The organism is Faecalibacterium hattorii (assembly GCF_003287455.1).
Classification (GTDB): Bacteria; Bacillota; Clostridia; order Oscillospirales; family Ruminococcaceae; genus Faecalibacterium; species Faecalibacterium hattorii.
In genome coordinates this window covers 76,461-91,805 of record NZ_PRLC01000014.1, presented here as the reverse complement: position 1 = coordinate 91,805, position 15,345 = coordinate 76,461, and the positions used below count along the sequence as shown (strand labels likewise).

The following is a 15,345-nucleotide window of genomic DNA, read 5'->3' as shown; positions in this document are numbered from 1 at the left end:
CTGTCCTCGTCGCCCACAGAAAGGCGGGAGTAAAGGGCTGTAATTTTGCTATAATCAGTCATGTGCATAACCTCCTGCGTCCATGTAGGTGTTGTTTACACTTAAAATTATGCACTCCACCGGGCAGAGCCGTACTCCATGCCGTGACGGTACTTTTTTGCGTTTTTGCCACGCAAATAGACCGCCAACCGTAGCCCTGCGCCGCAGCACAGGCCCACCAGCAGATCCAGAGGATGCAGGCTGGGCAGAGGGTTTGCGAATGCCACCGGGATGGTGCTCATCATGGACATGATCTTATCGCCCAGTTCCTTGCCCTCCGCAAGCCGCCATGCTTCGCCAAGATTGGTTGCTACCAGCCCCAGCAGGAGATAGGGCAGATACAGCGCCAGCAGTTTTGTCAGCTTTTTCGTGGTCACAGTCCGCGCTCCTGTTCCTTGTGCCGGACTTTGTCGGGGAGTTCTGCCGCCGCCTGCACCAGTTCATGCAGTTTTGCCAGCACCGAGGGGCGGTTGTCTTTGTTCAGCAGAGATGCCGAATACTCTTTGAACGCCGAGTTGAAGGCTTCTGCGTCCGGGGCTTTGAAAAAGACCAGATACCGGGGCGGCACCTCAGAGCTGTCCTTGCGGATGGCGTAGTCGATGCCGTACTTTTTGGCATAGCGTTCCAGACTACGGATGCCGGTCTTGCTGATCTCCACGCTGGACACGCCCCGGTTTTGCCGCAGAAGGGTGCGGACACTTTGCTTACCTTGGGATGTTTTGGACTGGTACAGCCGAAATGCCGCCTTTACCGCCCGGAGGACGGTCCGGGCAGACAGTTTTGTGGTGGAGATCATAATGTTGAATGACTTCTGTTCGATTTCTTCCTGCACTGCCATCACCTCCCGTGCAGCAGGGTGATTTTAGCGGTCATGCTCTGCCGGGGGCTTGGTGCGGGGCTTTTCTGCAGTGGGTTCATCGGGCACCGGCAGTACCAACAGACGGTTGCCCAGTTTCAGAAAGGCTTCCGGCTGATGAAAAAGCTGCTCATACTTCTGCGCCATCTCCGGGGTCAGGGATGCAAAATCCTCCTCGCCCAGTCCCACTACCAGAAAAGTCCCAGCAACGGCATCGTACATTTGCCCGTTTTCATCCCGCAGGGCACGGTTCAGGGGCAGTCCCATGAGCTTGCCCTCGTCATTGCAGATGATAGCCACCGGGTCTGCAAAGGGGTAAACAGCATCAATCGAGCCGCCCACAGCCTGCTGCAAGGCTTTCAGGTCGTTGTCAATCTCGACCTGCTGCGGATGCTGCCCCGGCGTAATTTTCAGCACCGACAGGGTGTTCTCTTCCATGCGAATCCTCCTTTCCATTCAGTCCGATTTCGCCGCTTCGTGCCGCCTGCATCAGAGCCGCCACGAAGAAGCCGAAAAAGGCACCCGCTTCAAAAAAGGCGAAACCGATAAAAAAGTTCAGCATGACACACCTCAGTCGATGCAGATGCAGGGCAGCTTCTGGTCGTCAGCCATCAGGGTGATGCTGTGGCTTTCCAGATACTTCTGGAACAGGTAGACCTCATCAATGGTCAGCGAGATGACCTCGCCGTCCATGTTGGTGCGAACCAGAATCACCGGGCCGGTCAGGTAGTGCTTGCCGCCCATCTTCAGCACCTGTGCCGGGTTGTAGCAGAGCAGCAGCGAAGTGTTGGGGAGGTTCAGGCAGGCATCGTCCTCCTCAAAGCAGGGCAGGATGTCGGGAGCCTCGTCCAGCGTGATGACGGTCAGCTCCATATCCGGGGCAATGGCCGCGAGGTAGACCTCGCCGCTGCCCCGGTTTGCCGCCAGTGCAGCGCAGATACGCACATCAATGGTGATCTCTTCGGAGCGGATGATGCGGTTGGAATAATCATTCATAGGCTGTTCTCCTTTTGTTTGCAAAAGAAAAAGACCCCATCGGGTCTTTCGTTACGGTATAAGTCAGCGTTCATTCTGCCGCTGCTGTTTGCGCTGCCATTGTTCCAGCAGCTTGATGATGGTGTCCTCCATCTGTTTCGGAGTGTAGCTGCGGGGAAAGTATTTCCGCAGGGTGTCGTTTTTGATGACCATCTTGTCCAGTTCGTCCTTTTTCTCTTCGCCCATGACCGCAAAGGCAACGTCATACGAGAAGTGCCCTTCCTGTGCCAGCTTTTTGAGCCGCTGCGCTTGGGAAAGGGACGGCGCATTCTGGGTGTCCTGCATGGCTTCTAAAAAATCCCGCTGCTGGCTTTCGTCCAAATAGGACAGCTCCACAGCGGGATTAAAAGCAATTTTCTTTTCGTCCACCATGTCCAGCAGTTCGGGGACAAGGTTGGTCAGGCGGATAAAGCGCCGAACCTGATTCCTACTGTCGCCAGATTCCTGACCAACAATATCTGCTGTTTCCAACTTCCGCCCAAGTTGGGCGGAAGTTAAATCCGACCTAGCACCTTGATTTTTTAGAGCTTCCAGCTTCATTTTGTAGGCAAAAGCCCTTTCACTGGGCAGGATGTTCTCACGCTGAAGATTGCTGTCCACCATGAGCAAAACTGCGGCATCATCGTCCATTTGACGGACAATAACCGGCAGGGTGTCCAGCCCGGCAAGCTGTGCAGCGTGCTGACGGCGGTGCCCGGAGATGATTTCATAGCCACCCTCCGGGCGTGGGCGGGCGATCAGCGGAGACAACACGCCGTACTGCTCTACGCTTTCCACCGTGCGCTGCATGGACTCGTCATCCAAGACCTTAAAGGGATGGTCTTTGAAGGGGAACAGTTCTCCAATGGGAATCTGCTGCACCTGCTCCCGCTGCTGTTCCTGTCGGGATTCCTCGGTGGAGAAAATGTCATCTGCCCCTTTCAGCGACACGTTTAAGCTGTTTTTCGGCATTCGCCATCACCTCCCTTGTCAGAGATTTATAGGCTTCTGCCACTTTGCCTTTGGGGTCGTGCTGGAAAATGCTCTTACCCACGGCACTGATCTCCGCAGCGCGGACAGACCGGGGAATGGTTTGGTCGAACACCTTGATCTTGCTGCCGTAAGCACCTCGAATCAGGTTGTCGATCTGCTGTCCGTAGTTGGTGCGGCTGTCGGTCATAGTCAGCAGGATGCCCTCAATTTTTAGTTTCGGGTTGATCTGCCGCCGGACTTTTTGGACGGTCTGCAAAAGCTGTTCCAAGCCCTTCGCAGACAGGTACTGCGCCTGCACGGGGATCAGGGTGGTGTCTGCCGCTGCCAAGGCATTGACGGTCAGCATCCCAAGGGAAGGGGTGCAATCCAACAGGATAAAGTCGTATTCTCGTTTTGCACCGTCCAACACCTGCTTGAGCATCTTTTCCCTGTTCATGGTGTTGACAAGAGAGACTTCCAGCCCTGCCAGTTCAATGTTTGCCGGAATCAGGTCAACGCCCTCTGCATGGTGCAGGATGCCCTCACCGGGTGGAATACTCTGGTCATTCATGGCTTTCTGCATCAGGGTGAAAAGGGTAGTGGGCAGTTCATCGGGCTGCTGCCAGCCCATACTGATGGCAATGTCCGCATGGCGGGCAAATATAAATCTGCACGCAGTGCACACAACTAGCCATAGGAGCGAAGCGACTATGGTCAAGCTGCCCTGCGGGTCAGCGTCCACCAACAGGACTTTTTTACCTTCCATCGCCAGCCCGATGCCTAGATTTTCACAGGTGGTGGTCTTGCCGGTGCCGCCTTTCTGGTTGACGATGGCTATTGTGGTTGCTTTCTTTGAAATTTTCATCACCTCCGCATCGCTAAGTCGTGGTTGGTTTGGTTCTGATAGAAAAGCTGCATCGTGGTGGGTGCATTATACAGAGAAGCAAGCAGGTATTGTTTCATGTTTCGGATCGGGCTGCTGTTCTCTGCAAGGCACTTCAGCACAAAGTGGATATGGTCAGCGTTCAGCTTCATAAAGCGACTGCGTACCACCTCGGCGGGCTTATCGTCCCCGGCGATGTGCAGCAGCTTGCGGTTGGTAGCACAGGTGTCCACAAGCAAGTCCACAATCTGATAGATGGTGTCCTCATCGTCCGGGCAAAGCCGGAGCAGAAGGTCTACCTCCAAAGCCTGAGAAAAATATTCTTCCAGTTGGGTGCGTTTGCTCATCCCATCCGCTTCTTCCGAATAGAATGGATCAGTCTCACTCATTTCAGTATCATTCTCTTTAGTCTTATTACATCGTGATTTTGAAGGGTCTTGACTTGCGTTTTTGAAGCCTCCAGAATCGTGAAAATCACGATTCTGGAATATTGATTTTGACGATTCTGCCGAAAAGTTCTTCACATACACCAAACTTGGCTTTCCCAGACCTCTGCGTTTTCGTTCAATCAGACCAAACTTTTCGAGTTCCCGGAGCAGCTTGGTCGCTTTGTTGTCTGCGCAACACAACGCCCTCTTGACATCCTCTATCGTGAAGATAATGAACACCCGGTTCTGCTCGTCCAGCCAGCCGTTTTTCACAGACAGGCTCATGCGGTCAAGCAGGATGCCGTACAGCGTTTTGGCATCGGTTGACAGATTTTGAAACCGCTGCTCCTGAAACAGAGCCTTTGGAATGCGGTAGAAGGAGAACAGCTCTCCGGCTTGTCCGTAGAAGTAGTCAAGGGTCATGTGGCTTTTTCAACGTTTTGCTCCAGCTTGTGTTCAAAAAATCGACCGCCTTTCGTTTGAAAATAAAAAGCGCACTCTTTTCTTATTGAAAAGTGGTGCACTATGTAATATAATGGCTGTATAATTTAGCTATCCAAAAGATAGTCGATGAGATATTCTTTCGGAATCATGAAAGATCGTCCGACTTTCAGGCAGCGAATTCTATGTTGATGGATTCTTCTGATGATGGCAGTCTGGCTTTTGAAACCGAGTAAAGTTGTTGCTTCTTCGACAGACAGCACATCAGGATAGTTCACAAATAATTTTTTATAATACTCTTTTGCTTGATTTTGATTCATTATCCTTGACTTTCCTTTCGTTTTGTGCCTAAGCAGAGGAGCGTTTTGCCCTGCATCCCTCCTGAACATCCCTCCAATTTCCATTTGGGCGGTCCAAACCGAAAAAACAGAGTAGAGGAAAAACGCATCGAAAAATCGTGGATATTTCAAATTATTATTCGTTGAGGCGTGAATTTTGCTTTTGCACAGTGGGAACCAGATATCACTAGATATCACTGGATGACACCAGATGGAAGATGCGGATAAAAACTCAAAATCCCTTGTGCTAATAACACGTGTGGGTTCGACCCCCACCACCGGCATAAAAAGGAAGCCCTCCAGCTTGTCTGGGGGGCTTCCTTTTTATCTGCGGCGTGTGAGCGGGTCGAACAGCACGACCCTGCACAGCAGGGGAGCAATCAGCCCTGCGGGCTGTTGATCAGTGCGCGGGAGACCCCCACCACCGGCATAACGAAGGACCCTCAGCTTTAGCTGGGGGTCTTTTGCTATTTTTTATCCACCGCATCCGGCTCATTTTCACACCTTTGTCTCCTCCGGGGAGATCCTGACGATGGCAGTGGCAGAAGATACCTTGCTGGATAAATCCAGATGTGTATAAATGTTGCTTGTTGTGCTGATGTCGCTGTGCCCCAGCCACTCCTGAATTTCCTTCAGGCTCACGCCATTGGCATAGAGCAGACTGGCGCAGGTTGTGGAAACGGATACGCTTCATCTGGTGTGCTACCAGAAAATCTGGGAAATGCTGGCTCAGGAAATCGGGCCGAATCCGCTTTCCCATCGGGTCTACATGGAAAAAAGCAAGAGCGGCAGTCCGGCGCAGGAATATCTATTACTGCGGCAATGAGACGTCAACGAAGTTTTTTACGGCGAGTGTGGCGAAGGAGCTGCTGCGATAACATTGTGGAGGTTGAAAAACGATCATCATGAAACCGCCGAGGACTATTATGGGATATCCGCGCCGGAGGAATCGTTTTCCGCCCCTGCCGGCAGCTCCACCGCGATGGTCGTGCCCTTGTCCGAGCTTTCCTCCACCCAAACGGAGCCGCCGTGGAGATCGGCGATCTCCCACACCAGAGCAAGTCCCAGTCCCGCGCCGCCGTACTCGCGGCTGCGGGATTTGTCTACCCGGAAGAAGGGATGGAAAATGCTCCGCTGATACTCCTCCGGAATGCCGCAGCCAGTGTCGGAAACGCGAATGATGCACTTTTCCTGCCCCTGTGCAAGCTCGACCCGCACTGAGCCGCCGGGACGGTTATATTTGACGGCGTTCTCCGTCAGGTTGAAGAGCATGCGGTAGATCAGCGCGTCGCTGCCGGTCAGGGCGGCGTCGCCCTCCGCTTCCAGCGTGATGCTTCGCTTCTCCGCCAGCGACGCAAGATCCGTAAAGATCTCCTCGACCATGGGGGCGAGCTGGAGCTGCTCGTTCCGCGCCACCTGCTGCAAATTGCTCATCTCCAGCAGCGTCTTGGTCATCTGCGTCAGCCGCTCCGTCTGCTCGCGCAAAAGCGTGAGGAATTCCGCCGTCTCCGGCCGCACATCGGGATGCTCCGCGGAAAACAGCTCCAGCTGCGCCTGCATCAGCGCCAGCGGCGTGCGCAGCTCGTGGGCGGCGTTGCCGGTGAACTGCCGCTGGGCGGAAAAGGCGTTGTTCAGCCGCTCCAGCATCTGGTTGAACGAGCGGCTCAGCTGCCGGAACTCCGAAATGGAGTCTTCATCGATCCTCATATCGGCAAGATTGTTCAGCTGCACCTGCTCCACCTGCGAGGTAAAGCTGCGCAGGGGCTTGAGAGCACGTCCGCTGACGAAATAGGCGAGGATGCCGCTGAGCAGCGTTACCGCCGCCGTGATGTACCAGTTGGTGGTGCGGAAGCGCCCCTGCACCCCATCGACGACGATGGTCAACTCCTCGTTGGGCGCTATGAGCTGCGGGTCAAAGCTCGCCGCTCCGCTATCATTCAGGATCACCGTGCCGCCGCCCTGTAAGCTGTCTGCAATGGTGTCCATATAGTACACACCGGAGGAGCACAGTAGCAGATTCATGGCCACGCAGGTGATGCCGATGAGCAGGACGGACATCAGCGTGATGCGCCACTGCAGGGAAAGACGCTTCATGATTCCTCGCCTCCCATCAGATAGCCCTCGCCGATGCGGTTGCGGATGGGGTCATAGCCCAGCACGGCGCGGAGCTTTTTGCGCAGGGCGGAGATGTGGACTCGAATGGAATTGCTGAAGCCGTCCACGCTGTTGTCCCAAACGTGATCCATCAGCTCCTCCTGACTCACGGGCCGCCCCTGATGCACCATCAGGTATTCGAGTATCCCCGTTTCCTTTCGGGTCAACGTCAGCGTCTGCCCATTGACGGCGGCGGTGCGGGAGCGGGTGTCGAAGCTCAAGCCTCCGCAGCTTAGCAGCACATCCTGCTGGGTGAACTGCCTCAATGTCAGGCTGCGGATGCGGGCCTCCAGCTCGGCAAGATGAAAGGGCTTTGCAAGATAGTCGTTTGCCCCGGCGTCCAGCCCCTGCACCTTGTCCTCCACCTCGCTGCGGGCGGAGAGGATCAGCACCCGCGTCTCACGGTCGGTCTGCCGCAGGGTGCGCAGCACCGTCATGCCGTCCTTTTTCGGCAGATTCAGATCCAGCAGTACCAGATCGTAGCACTCCACGCCCAGCAACTCCAGAGCCTTCTCCCCGTCGTAGCAGTAGTCCACGCTGTAGGCCAGCCGCCGCAGGCTGCGGACGATTGTTTCACACAGAGCGCGTTCGTCTTCAATTACTAAAAGGTGCATGAGAACTCTCCTTTTTATTTCTCCGTTTTTATGTTGCTTTCATTATAGCAAAAATAGATAAGGTTTGCGTTAAGTTTTCGTTCTTAACAGAGACTTTAACTCTCCCGCGCTATGATGGGGGCAGAAAATCGGAAAGGATGATGAAAAATGAGCTGCGGGAAAAAGGCTGCGGCGCAGATCGCGCTGCTGATGGCCGGAGTCGCCATGCTGTGCTTCGGCGTCTGGCGGGGCGAGGCGGCGACAGTGCTGAGCAAAGCAATCAAATTATGTCTGGAGTGTGTGGGTATTGGGTAAAAAGTTTTCAGGCGTTTCGCAGACCATGTCCCGATTTCGGGGCTGGATTCAGGCGGGTGCGACGCTGCTGACCAACCTGCACCTGCCGAACTTCCTCAAGGGAGGACTGTATCAGGGCGCTGGGAAAACCGTCTGCGTGCCGGGGCTGAACTGCTACTCCTGTCCGGCGGCCTCCGGAGCCTGCCCCATCGGGGCGTTTCAGGCAGTGGTGGGCTCGTCCAAGTTCAGCTTCTCCTATTATATCACAGGCTTTCTCATTTTGCTGGGCGTGCTGCTGGGGCGCTTTATCTGCGGCTTCCTCTGTCCCTTCGGCTGGTTTCAGGAGCTGCTGCATAAGATCCCGACGAAGAAGCTCTCCACAAAGAAGCTCAGGCCACTGACCTATCTCAAGTACGCTGTCCTGCTGGTGATGGTTTTCCTGCTGCCGGCGTTCCTTGTGAACGACGTTGGCATGGGAGACCCCTTCTTCTGCAAATACCTCTGCCCCCAAGGCGTGCTGGAGGGGGCCATCCCGCTGTCCCTCGCCAATTCCGGCATCCGGGCGGCGCTGGGCAAGCTGTTTACATGGAAGTTCAGCATCCTGCTGTCGGTGATCGTGCTGAGCGTGGTATTCTACCGTCCCTTCTGCAAGTGGCTATGCCCGCTGGGCGCGTTCTACGCCCTGTTCAACCGGGTGTCCCTTTTCCAGATGAAGGTGGACAAGAGTAAGTGCGTCTCCTGTGGGAAATGCGCCAGAGCCTGCAAGATGGACGTGGATGTGACGAAAACGCCCAACCATACCGAGTGCATCCGCTGCGGGATGTGTATCCGTGCCTGTCCGACGAACGCCGTGTGCTTCCGCTACGGCTTCGGCGATGGGAAAGAGAAAGAAAACGCAGCGACACTGCGAGAAAACAACAAAGCTTAAGGAGAAACGAATATGAACGCAAAGAAGATACTGGCTCTGATGCTGTGCGCGATGATGCTGCTCTCCCTTGCAGCCTGCGGCGCAAAGGACAACGACAAGCAGGCGGATATGAGCGGAGACAGCTCCGCCATGACCGGCGAGCCGAAAACTGCCGAGGAGGCGTTCGCTCTGCACAAGGAGCTGCTGGAGCGGGAAAACGCGCTCCTGTCGGAAAATGCCGAACTCTGGGAGAAGGTGTTCATGGCGGCCGATAAGGGCATGACCATGCAGGAGGACGGCAAAAACTACGGCGACTTCCTGCTGGATACCATCGAGGGTGCCAAAGACCAGTTCACCGACGAAGAGTATGAGATGCTGAAGGAGTCGGCCACGGAGATCAGCAATATCGAGAACAAGCTGACCGAGCTGGAAAACAAGTACCCCGAGATCATGCAGGAATCCATCGACGGCGATATGAGCGTGCCCGCAGGCAGCGACATGACCAATCCGCCCGACGACGGCAGTATGCAGAAGTTCCCCGCATTTGAGGGCAAAGACTTGGATGGGAATCCGGTGAAGAGCGACGAGCTGTTCTCCGCCAACGCCGTCACCGTGGTGAATTTCTGGTTCACCACCTGCAATCCCTGCGTGGGCGAGCTTTCCGAGCTGGACGCACTGAACAAGGAGCTTGCGAAGAAGGGCGGCGCACTCATCGGTGTCAACACCTTCACGCTGGACGGCGACGAGGCAGCGATTTCCGAGGCGAAGGACGTGCTGGCCAAGAAGGGCGCCACCTATCAGAATGTGTATTTTGACTCAGATGGTGAGGCGGGAAAGTTTACTACCAACATCTTTGCTTATCCCACCACCTATGTGGTCGACCGCAGCGGCAATATCGTGGGTGAACCCATCGTAGGAGCCATCACAGAAAAGAAGCAGGCGGAGACGCTGCAAAAGCTCATCGAGCAGGCGCTCGCCGCCGATGTGGGCTGACCCGAGATTTAAAAAAGCGCCTGCTGTGCGCCGCTGCATTGCCCATGGCGCTCGAAGGGTCGGAGTGAGTCCTGATTCCCCTGAAAAGAGGAAACGTGATGTATCGAAGCGTATTGGCACTGCTTTTCGCCTCGGTGCTGCTGCTGGCCTACTTCTATGTCATCGACCCCACGGTGCAAAACCGGCAGGGCAACGACCGCGGCAGCCAGTACCAGACCGGCGTTTACTTCACCAACGAAAGCGCGAGAGAGACGGTGAAGCGCATCGCGGAGATCGAGCGCGGCCGCAGCGAAAAATTCTTCGTGGAGATCGGCCCGCTCAAAAACTTCTATCCTGCCGAGGAATACCACCAGAACTACCTCGAAAAGAATCCGAACGGCTTAAGTTAGCATAGAAAGTACTATGACTGATGCTTTAGCACATGGGATAATTTAATAGACACTGTCTGTTATAATTAAAAAACCTTGATGGCTGTTAGTGATATGAAAATGCCAGACAGTGACCGGCATTTTCAACAGGAATAACGGTACTAATGCAACACAAAAACAGAAACCCCAGACTATCAAATCGAAATTGGTAGTTTGGGATTTCTGCTTTTGCAGGATATATTTTTTGTCGTGTGCTTGACATACGGGTGGCGCAGGTCGTGGAAACGGATATGCTTCATCTGATGTGCTACCAGAAAATCTGGGAAATGCTGGCTCAGGAAATCGGGCCGAATCCGCTTTCCCATGAGATATGCAATTCAACGTTGTTGCTGTTGCATTAAAAAGTTGAATTGCTATAAATTCAGAGAAGCATCCATGATGGATTCATAATGATTCAATTTTGATCCAGTGTCCAGAAAACTGGGTACATATCGGTCTGCCCGGTGTATTCAATCCAGAATTTTACCGCACCAGCTTTGCCTTGCCGTTGATGATGTCGATGGCTCCCTCGTGGCAAACGGTTGCGCACAAGCCGCAGCCGTTGCATTTTTCTTCGTCAATATGGATGATCTTCCGAATCATATCTATACTCTCCTATTGTGGGTGTTTTTGATTTGCAGGTTCATTATAGTATACTAAAGGCAACTTGTATGTTTGAATTCCAACAAGGAGGGCTTTTATGCAAAACTATCTGCCTGTTCTGCGGAACTGCCCCTTTTTTACCGGGCTTACCGACGATGAGATTTTGTCCATCCTGCACTGCGTCAGTGCAGCGAAAATCACCCGACACCGGGGCTCCTATATCTTCCGTGCCGGAGATTCCACGGAGGTCATGGGACTTGTGCTGTCCGGCTCCACCCTTGTGATTCAGGAGGATCTTTGGGGACACCGCAACATCCTGTCCAAGTGCAATACCGGAGACTTTTTCGGCGAACCTTACGCCGCCACTCCCGGTGCCATCCTGAACATCAGCGTGGTGGCAGAGGAGGATTGCGAGATCCTGCTGCTGAACGTCAAGCGGCTGCTCACCTCCTGCCCCACCGTCTGTGACCACCACCAGAAACTCATCCGCAATCTGGTCAGCGTTCTGGCAAACAAAATATTGCTTTTTAACGATAAGATCACCCATGTCAGCAAACGGACCACCCGCGAAAAGCTGCTGTCCTACCTGTCCGCCGAGTCCATCCGGCAGTCCGCCCTCTCCTTTGACATTCCCTTTGACCGTCAGCAGCTGGCGGATTTTCTCTGCGTGGAGCGTGCTGCCATGTCGGCAGAACTTTCCAAGCTGCAAAAGGAAGGGCTGTTGGTCACAAAGCGGAATCATTTTCAGTTGTTGACCCGCTGACAGCTTGGCACGCTGCTTGCAAGCACCGGTTTCTTTGCGGAAACCGGTGCTTTTTGCAGTTGCACTTTTTCCGGGAGATCATTATACTTATAAAAAAGACCGGGTGCTGCAAGGGCAGGAGGGAAAGCGTATGGCACGGAACAAAACCGCGCAGGGTGGTATATCCCTGCGCCGCAAGGTCACGGCATGGCTTGCCGCGATTTTGCTGGTCACCATGCTTTCCACTGGCATTGCTACCATGGCAGGTCAGTGGACGGTACGCTCCTTTGATATGCTGCTGGCCGACAACGCCGTCTGCTATACGGTGCAAAACGCCCTCAAGGACGAAACACAGGCCTTTGCACGCTATGTGCGCCAGCCTACTTCTGAAACCGAACAGGCCTATGCCGCCGCCTGTACCGCTGCCGAGCAGAGCCTTGCGGCCCTGCCCTTCGATTACGTCCGCATCGGTGAAGAGCGCTATGCCCGTACATGGAACCTTTTGCAAGGGTATGCGGGCTATCGGCAGGAGCGGGATGCCTTTTTGCAGCTTTCCCCCTCGGCAGATACCTACATTGAACAGATGTATCATGTGATGGCGCTGCAAGACTACCTTGCCGAGTATGCGCTGCGGCTGACACAGGCCACGCTGGAGCAGGAAAACGCCCTTTACAGCAGCACAGCGACCCGCATCCGGTATTTGCCGTGGCTGTATCTGGGGCTGTTCCTGACGGCGGGTGTACTGATGCTGCTGCTCATCCGGGTGCTGAGCCGCGCGGTGGTGCGTCCGCTGCTGCGGTTGGCACAGGCCTCCCGCAGCATTGCCGAGGGGGATCTTTCAAGCCCGGATCTTCCGGTGAAAAGCAGCGACGAAGTGGGGCGGCTGACGGGAACCTTTAACCAGATGAAGCACGCCATGGCGCAGCAACTGACCACGCAGCAGGCCTTGCACCGGGAAGAGGTGCGGAACCTTGCACTGGAAAAAGATCTGGAGCACACCCGGCTGGAGGTGCTGAAAAGTCAGGTGAATCCGCATTTTCTGTTCAACACCCTGAACATGATCTCCTGCATGGCGCGGCTGGAGGATGCTTCCACCACCGACCAGATGATCGTGCATCTGGGCAATTTGTTCCGGCACAATCTGCGCACTAAGCGCCAGCAGATCACGCTGGAGGAGGAACTGGACGGGCTGGAGGATTACATTTATTTGCAGCAGATGCGGTTCGATGGACGCATTACCGTTGAAAAAAGCATCCGGGTGCAGCCTGCGGCGGTTTTGGTGCCGTCCTTTATGCTGCAGCCGGTGGTGGAAAACGCTTACTCGCACGGGCTCAAGTCCCGCGAGGAAGGCGGACGCATCCTGCTGCGGGCATGGATGCAGGGCAAGGTGCTGGTGCTCACGGTCGCGGACAACGGCAGGGGAATGAACAAAGAGGAGCTGGACGCTGTGCAAACTAAAATTGCCCAGAGCGAGCAGACCGGACGCAGTATTGGTCTTGGAAACATTTCCCGCCGTATCGGGATGCTGTATCCGGGCGGAAAAATGCAGATATACAGCCGCGCAGACTGCGGTACTGTGGTGCGGTTTGAGCTCCCGCAGACGCAGCAGCCGGAAGAAAAGGAGGAGACGCTTTCGTGAAGTGCAAATTGCTGGTGGCAGAGGATGAATTGATCGAGCGCAAGGTGCTGTGCCGGACTTTGCAGAAGTATCTGGGAGATCTGATCTGCCTGTATGAAGCAAAAAACGGCAGAGAGGCTCTGGAAATTTTTGCCCGCGAAGCGCCGCAGGTGGCTGTGCTGGACATTGAAATGCCGGGTCTCACCGGGCTGGAGGTGGCGCGCAAGATCCGAGAAACCGACAGAAATTGCGCCATCCTGTTCCTGACCGGCTTTGATAAGTTCGACTATGCACGGCAAGCAATCTCTGTACGAGCGATGGACTATCTGCTCAAGCCTTACAACGAGCAGGAACTGGTATTCGCGGTGGAAAATGCCATCCGGCAGGTGTCGGTGCCGCTGCCTGTCCGCCCGGCACAGCCCCCTGCGCCTGAGCAGCCTGTCCGTCGGGAAGAGGACGAGGATATGCGTACCGCCATCATCCGTGCCGAGATCAGCCGCTTCATCGACGCCCACTATAGGGAGGATATCTCCATGCAGGATGCCGCCGCCGCGCTGCGCTACTCGGACGCCTACTTCTGCAAGCTGTTCAAGCAGTGCTTTAAGGTGAACTTTTCGGCCTACCTGAACGAATACCGGGTGAACAAGGCGCGCCAGCTGATTTTGGACCCGCGCCTGAGCCTGAAGGATATCGGCGCTGCTGTGGGTTACAGCGACGCCAACTATTTTACAAGGGTGTTCAAGCGCCTGACTGGCCAGACCCCTTCGGAATACCGCGTAGCCGCAGCGGAAAAAGCGGCACAAGGATAAATCGGATTACAAGGAAGCACCCGTTCTTTCCTGCCTGTGTACAGGAGAGGAACGGGTGCTTTTTTGTTTTTGCCAGTTTTTTTCGTCCAAAAAACACAAAAATTGTACTTGGATACAACAAAGACAAAATCGTACTGCGTTTCACAAAATAATCCGGTTTCGCAAAAATGAACGAGTTGTTAAAATATAATCATAGAAAGAACGCGAAAAGAGAGGATGCCATTCATGAAGAGAAGAACGTTTTTGTCGCTGATGGGCGCAGTGGCACTGACCAGCAGCATGATGCTTACCGGCTGCGGTGCCGGCTCCGGTGACGACCGCAAGATCGTGCGCATCGGCCATGTGCAGTCCCAGACCCACCCGGATCATCTGGGACTGGAAGCCTTTGCCAACTACATCAACGAGAAGCTGGGCGACAAGTACCGTGTGGAGGTGTACCCCAGCGAGTTGCTGGGCTCCCAGACCGAAATGGTGCAGCTGACCCAGACCGGTGCCATCGACTTTGTGGTGGCGTCCACTGCCATCATGGAGACCTTCAGTGCCAAATACCAAATCTTCAACCTGCCTTACCTGTTCTCCAGCGTAGAAGCCTACCACGAGGCCATGGACGACCCCGAGGTGACGGACCCCATTTTCAAGACCACTTCCAAGGCCGGTCTGGAAACGGTGGCATGGCTGGATGCTGGCACCCGCAACTTCTACACCATCAAGACCCCCATCAACCAGCCCTCCGACCTGAAGGGTCTGAAGATCCGCGTGCAGCAGTCGCCCACCAACGTGGAAATGATGCGTCTGCTGGGCGGCACCGCTACGCCCATGGGCTTCGGCGATGTGTACACCGCGTTGCAGGCCGGTATTCTGGATGGTGCCGAGAACAACGAGCTGGCTCTGACCGATAACGGTCACGGCGATATCTGCAAATATTACTCCTACGATATGCACCAGATGGTGCCGGATCTGCTGGTGGCAAACTACGCCTTCCTGAACGAACTCAGCGACGAGGAGCGCGCGATCTTTGAAGAGGGCTTCCAGATCGTGAAGCGCACCGAGCAGGATGCTTGGGAGGATGCTGTGGCTGAGGCGAAAGATAAGGCCGAGAATGAGCAGCATGTCAACTTTATTTACCCGGACACTGCACCGTTTCAGGAGGCTATGGCCCCCCTGCACGATTCCGTGCTGGCAGCAAACCCGGAGTTGCAGCCCATTTATGACCTGATCCAGCAGCACAACGCTGCCCATACTGCGGACTGAGGA

General features: G+C 54.8%; 20 protein-coding genes and 2 pseudogenes. 9 read left to right on the top strand and 13 right to left on the bottom strand.

Annotated elements, in window-relative coordinates:
- Positions 1 to 116: 116 nt before the first annotated feature.
- The 10 genes and pseudogenes from C4N23_RS10480 to C4N23_RS14405 all read right to left on the bottom strand — a co-directional run.
- Positions 117 to 416 (bottom strand): annotated as a pseudogene (locus tag C4N23_RS10480) (conjugal transfer protein TraG); the annotation flags it as partial.
- Positions 413 to 877 (bottom strand): PcfB family protein, encoded by a 465-nt coding sequence (locus C4N23_RS10475; protein WP_112145900.1) that lies wholly within the window; start codon positions 875 to 877, stop codon positions 413 to 415. The gene C4N23_RS10475 and the pseudogene C4N23_RS10480, both read right to left, overlap by 4 nt.
- A 24-nt stretch (positions 878 to 901) precedes the next feature.
- Positions 902 to 1,333 (bottom strand): DUF3846 domain-containing protein, encoded by a 432-nt coding sequence (locus C4N23_RS10470; RefSeq protein ID WP_242983773.1) that lies wholly within the window; start codon positions 1,331 to 1,333, stop codon positions 902 to 904.
- Positions 1,266 to 1,457, bottom strand: a complete 192-nt coding sequence (locus tag C4N23_RS10465) for a hypothetical protein (RefSeq protein WP_112145898.1) — start codon at positions 1,455 to 1,457, stop codon at positions 1,266 to 1,268. Before C4N23_RS10465 ends, C4N23_RS10470 begins: the two co-directional genes overlap by 68 nt.
- Before the next feature lie 8 nt (positions 1,458 to 1,465).
- The gene (locus tag C4N23_RS10460; RefSeq protein WP_112145896.1) at positions 1,466 to 1,891 is read right to left on the bottom strand and encodes a hypothetical protein; all 426 of its coding nucleotides are present in this window, start codon (positions 1,889 to 1,891) and stop codon (positions 1,466 to 1,468) included.
- Positions 1,892 to 1,954: 63 nt separating this feature from the next.
- The gene (locus C4N23_RS10455; protein ID WP_112145894.1) at positions 1,955 to 2,881 is read right to left on the bottom strand and encodes a ParB/RepB/Spo0J family partition protein; all 927 of its coding nucleotides are present in this window, start codon (positions 2,879 to 2,881) and stop codon (positions 1,955 to 1,957) included.
- Positions 2,838 to 3,746, bottom strand: a complete 909-nt coding sequence (locus C4N23_RS10450) for a ParA family protein (RefSeq protein ID WP_112145892.1) — start codon at positions 3,744 to 3,746, stop codon at positions 2,838 to 2,840. The genes C4N23_RS10455 and C4N23_RS10450 overlap by 44 nt, the downstream gene beginning before the upstream one ends.
- A complete protein-coding gene (locus tag C4N23_RS10445) occupies positions 3,746 to 4,615 on the bottom strand; it encodes a DUF6017 domain-containing protein (RefSeq protein ID WP_112145890.1) in 870 nt (289 codons plus the stop codon). Before C4N23_RS10445 ends, C4N23_RS10450 begins: the two co-directional genes overlap by 1 nt.
- 125 nt (positions 4,616 to 4,740) lie before the next feature.
- Complete coding sequence (locus tag C4N23_RS10440; RefSeq protein ID WP_120021025.1) at positions 4,741 to 5,103, bottom strand: helix-turn-helix domain-containing protein; 363 nt, start codon at positions 5,101 to 5,103, stop codon at positions 4,741 to 4,743.
- 366 nt (positions 5,104 to 5,469) lie between these two features.
- A complete protein-coding gene (locus C4N23_RS14405; RefSeq protein WP_342587757.1) occupies positions 5,470 to 5,613 on the bottom strand; it encodes a recombinase in 144 nt (47 codons plus the stop codon).
- Between the two features lie 31 nt (positions 5,614 to 5,644).
- Here C4N23_RS14405 and C4N23_RS14400 point away from each other — a divergent pair, with 31 nt between their 5' ends.
- Positions 5,645 to 5,797, top strand: a complete 153-nt coding sequence (locus C4N23_RS14400; RefSeq protein ID WP_342587756.1) for a hypothetical protein — start codon at positions 5,645 to 5,647, stop codon at positions 5,795 to 5,797.
- 98 nt (positions 5,798 to 5,895) lie between these two features.
- Here the strand turns inward: C4N23_RS14400 and C4N23_RS10430 are convergent, their stop codons facing one another.
- Together C4N23_RS10430 and C4N23_RS10425 are read right to left on the bottom strand one after the other, a co-directional pair.
- Entirely contained in the window at positions 5,896 to 7,065 is a 1,170-nt protein-coding gene (locus C4N23_RS10430; RefSeq protein ID WP_112145886.1) for a sensor histidine kinase, read from the bottom strand.
- Positions 7,062 to 7,739, bottom strand: a complete 678-nt coding sequence (locus C4N23_RS10425; protein ID WP_097839019.1) for a response regulator transcription factor — start codon at positions 7,737 to 7,739, stop codon at positions 7,062 to 7,064. Before C4N23_RS10425 ends, C4N23_RS10430 begins: the two co-directional genes overlap by 4 nt.
- Positions 7,740 to 7,886: 147 nt before the next feature.
- On the opposite strand from C4N23_RS10425, the gene C4N23_RS14075 reads away from it, so the two are divergent.
- From C4N23_RS14075 to C4N23_RS10410, 4 genes are all read left to right on the top strand, one after another.
- Positions 7,887 to 8,033 carry a CD1871A family CXXC motif-containing protein gene (locus tag C4N23_RS14075; RefSeq protein ID WP_005933048.1) on the top strand — a complete coding sequence of 49 codons (147 nt, stop codon included), beginning with the start codon at positions 7,887 to 7,889 and terminating at the stop codon, positions 8,031 to 8,033.
- 25 nt (positions 8,034 to 8,058) lie between these two features.
- Entirely contained in the window at positions 8,059 to 8,940 is an 882-nt protein-coding gene (locus C4N23_RS10420) for a 4Fe-4S binding protein (protein ID WP_181567116.1), read from the top strand.
- Positions 8,941 to 8,952: 12 nt separating this feature from the next.
- Complete coding sequence (locus C4N23_RS10415) at positions 8,953 to 9,912, top strand: TlpA disulfide reductase family protein (RefSeq protein ID WP_112145882.1); 960 nt, start codon at positions 8,953 to 8,955, stop codon at positions 9,910 to 9,912.
- 98 nt (positions 9,913 to 10,010) lie between these two features.
- Positions 10,011 to 10,301 (top strand): peptide-methionine (S)-S-oxide reductase, encoded by a 291-nt coding sequence (locus tag C4N23_RS10410; RefSeq protein WP_242983772.1) that lies wholly within the window; start codon positions 10,011 to 10,013, stop codon positions 10,299 to 10,301.
- A 504-nt stretch (positions 10,302 to 10,805) separates the two neighbouring features.
- Here the strand turns inward: C4N23_RS10410 and C4N23_RS10400 are convergent.
- A pseudogene (locus C4N23_RS10400) lies at positions 10,806 to 10,922 on the bottom strand (ATP-binding protein); the annotation flags it as partial.
- Positions 10,923 to 11,019: 97 nt separating this feature from the next.
- On the opposite strand from C4N23_RS10400, the gene C4N23_RS10395 reads away from it, so the two are divergent.
- The 4 genes from C4N23_RS10395 (at position 11,020) to C4N23_RS10380 (ending at position 15,342) form a co-directional block, all read left to right on the top strand.
- On the top strand, positions 11,020 to 11,685 hold the full coding sequence (locus C4N23_RS10395) for a Crp/Fnr family transcriptional regulator (protein WP_112145880.1): 666 nt from the start codon (positions 11,020 to 11,022) through the stop codon (positions 11,683 to 11,685).
- A 130-nt stretch (positions 11,686 to 11,815) separates the two neighbouring features.
- Positions 11,816 to 13,303, top strand: a complete 1,488-nt coding sequence (locus C4N23_RS10390) for a sensor histidine kinase (RefSeq protein WP_112145878.1) — start codon at positions 11,816 to 11,818, stop codon at positions 13,301 to 13,303.
- A complete protein-coding gene (locus C4N23_RS10385; RefSeq protein WP_112145876.1) occupies positions 13,300 to 14,091 on the top strand; it encodes a response regulator transcription factor in 792 nt (263 codons plus the stop codon). Before C4N23_RS10390 ends, C4N23_RS10385 begins: the two co-directional genes overlap by 4 nt.
- Before the next feature lie 216 nt (positions 14,092 to 14,307).
- Positions 14,308 to 15,342 carry a TRAP transporter substrate-binding protein gene (locus C4N23_RS10380; protein WP_112145874.1) on the top strand — a complete coding sequence of 345 codons (1,035 nt, stop codon included), beginning with the start codon at positions 14,308 to 14,310 and terminating at the stop codon, positions 15,340 to 15,342.
- Positions 15,343 to 15,345: the final 3 nt, after the last annotated feature.

Bases quoted from the DNA above. Each gene is read 5' to 3' on its own strand.
- C4N23_RS10475 (WP_112145900.1), bottom strand. From the start codon at position 877: ATGGCAGTGCAGGAAGAAATCGAACAGAAGTCATTCAACATTATGATC.
- C4N23_RS10470 (WP_242983773.1), bottom strand. From the start codon at position 1,333: ATGGAAGAGAACACCCTGTCGGTGCTGAAAATTACGCCGGGGCAGCAT.
- C4N23_RS10465 (WP_112145898.1), bottom strand. From the start codon at position 1,457: ATGCTGAACTTTTTTATCGGTTTCGCCTTTTTTGAAGCGGGTGCCTTT.
- C4N23_RS10460 (WP_112145896.1), bottom strand. From the start codon at position 1,891: ATGAATGATTATTCCAACCGCATCATCCGCTCCGAAGAGATCACCATT.
- C4N23_RS10455 (WP_112145894.1), bottom strand. From the start codon at position 2,881: ATGCCGAAAAACAGCTTAAACGTGTCGCTGAAAGGGGCAGATGACATT.
- C4N23_RS10450 (WP_112145892.1), bottom strand. From the start codon at position 3,746: ATGAAAATTTCAAAGAAAGCAACCACAATAGCCATCGTCAACCAGAAA.
- C4N23_RS10445 (WP_112145890.1), bottom strand. From the start codon at position 4,615: ATGACCCTTGACTACTTCTACGGACAAGCCGGAGAGCTGTTCTCCTTC.
- C4N23_RS10430 (WP_112145886.1), bottom strand. From the start codon at position 7,065: ATGAAGCGTCTTTCCCTGCAGTGGCGCATCACGCTGATGTCCGTCCTG.
- C4N23_RS10425 (WP_097839019.1), bottom strand. From the start codon at position 7,739: ATGCACCTTTTAGTAATTGAAGACGAACGCGCTCTGTGTGAAACAATC.
- C4N23_RS14075 (WP_005933048.1), top strand. From the start codon at position 7,887: ATGAGCTGCGGGAAAAAGGCTGCGGCGCAGATCGCGCTGCTGATGGCC.
- C4N23_RS10420 (WP_181567116.1), top strand. From the start codon at position 8,059: ATGTCCCGATTTCGGGGCTGGATTCAGGCGGGTGCGACGCTGCTGACC.
- C4N23_RS10415 (WP_112145882.1), top strand. From the start codon at position 8,953: ATGAACGCAAAGAAGATACTGGCTCTGATGCTGTGCGCGATGATGCTG.
- C4N23_RS10410 (WP_242983772.1), top strand. From the start codon at position 10,011: ATGTATCGAAGCGTATTGGCACTGCTTTTCGCCTCGGTGCTGCTGCTG.
- C4N23_RS10395 (WP_112145880.1), top strand. From the start codon at position 11,020: ATGCAAAACTATCTGCCTGTTCTGCGGAACTGCCCCTTTTTTACCGGG.
- C4N23_RS10390 (WP_112145878.1), top strand. From the start codon at position 11,816: ATGGCACGGAACAAAACCGCGCAGGGTGGTATATCCCTGCGCCGCAAG.
- C4N23_RS10380 (WP_112145874.1), top strand. From the start codon at position 14,308: ATGCCATTCATGAAGAGAAGAACGTTTTTGTCGCTGATGGGCGCAGTG.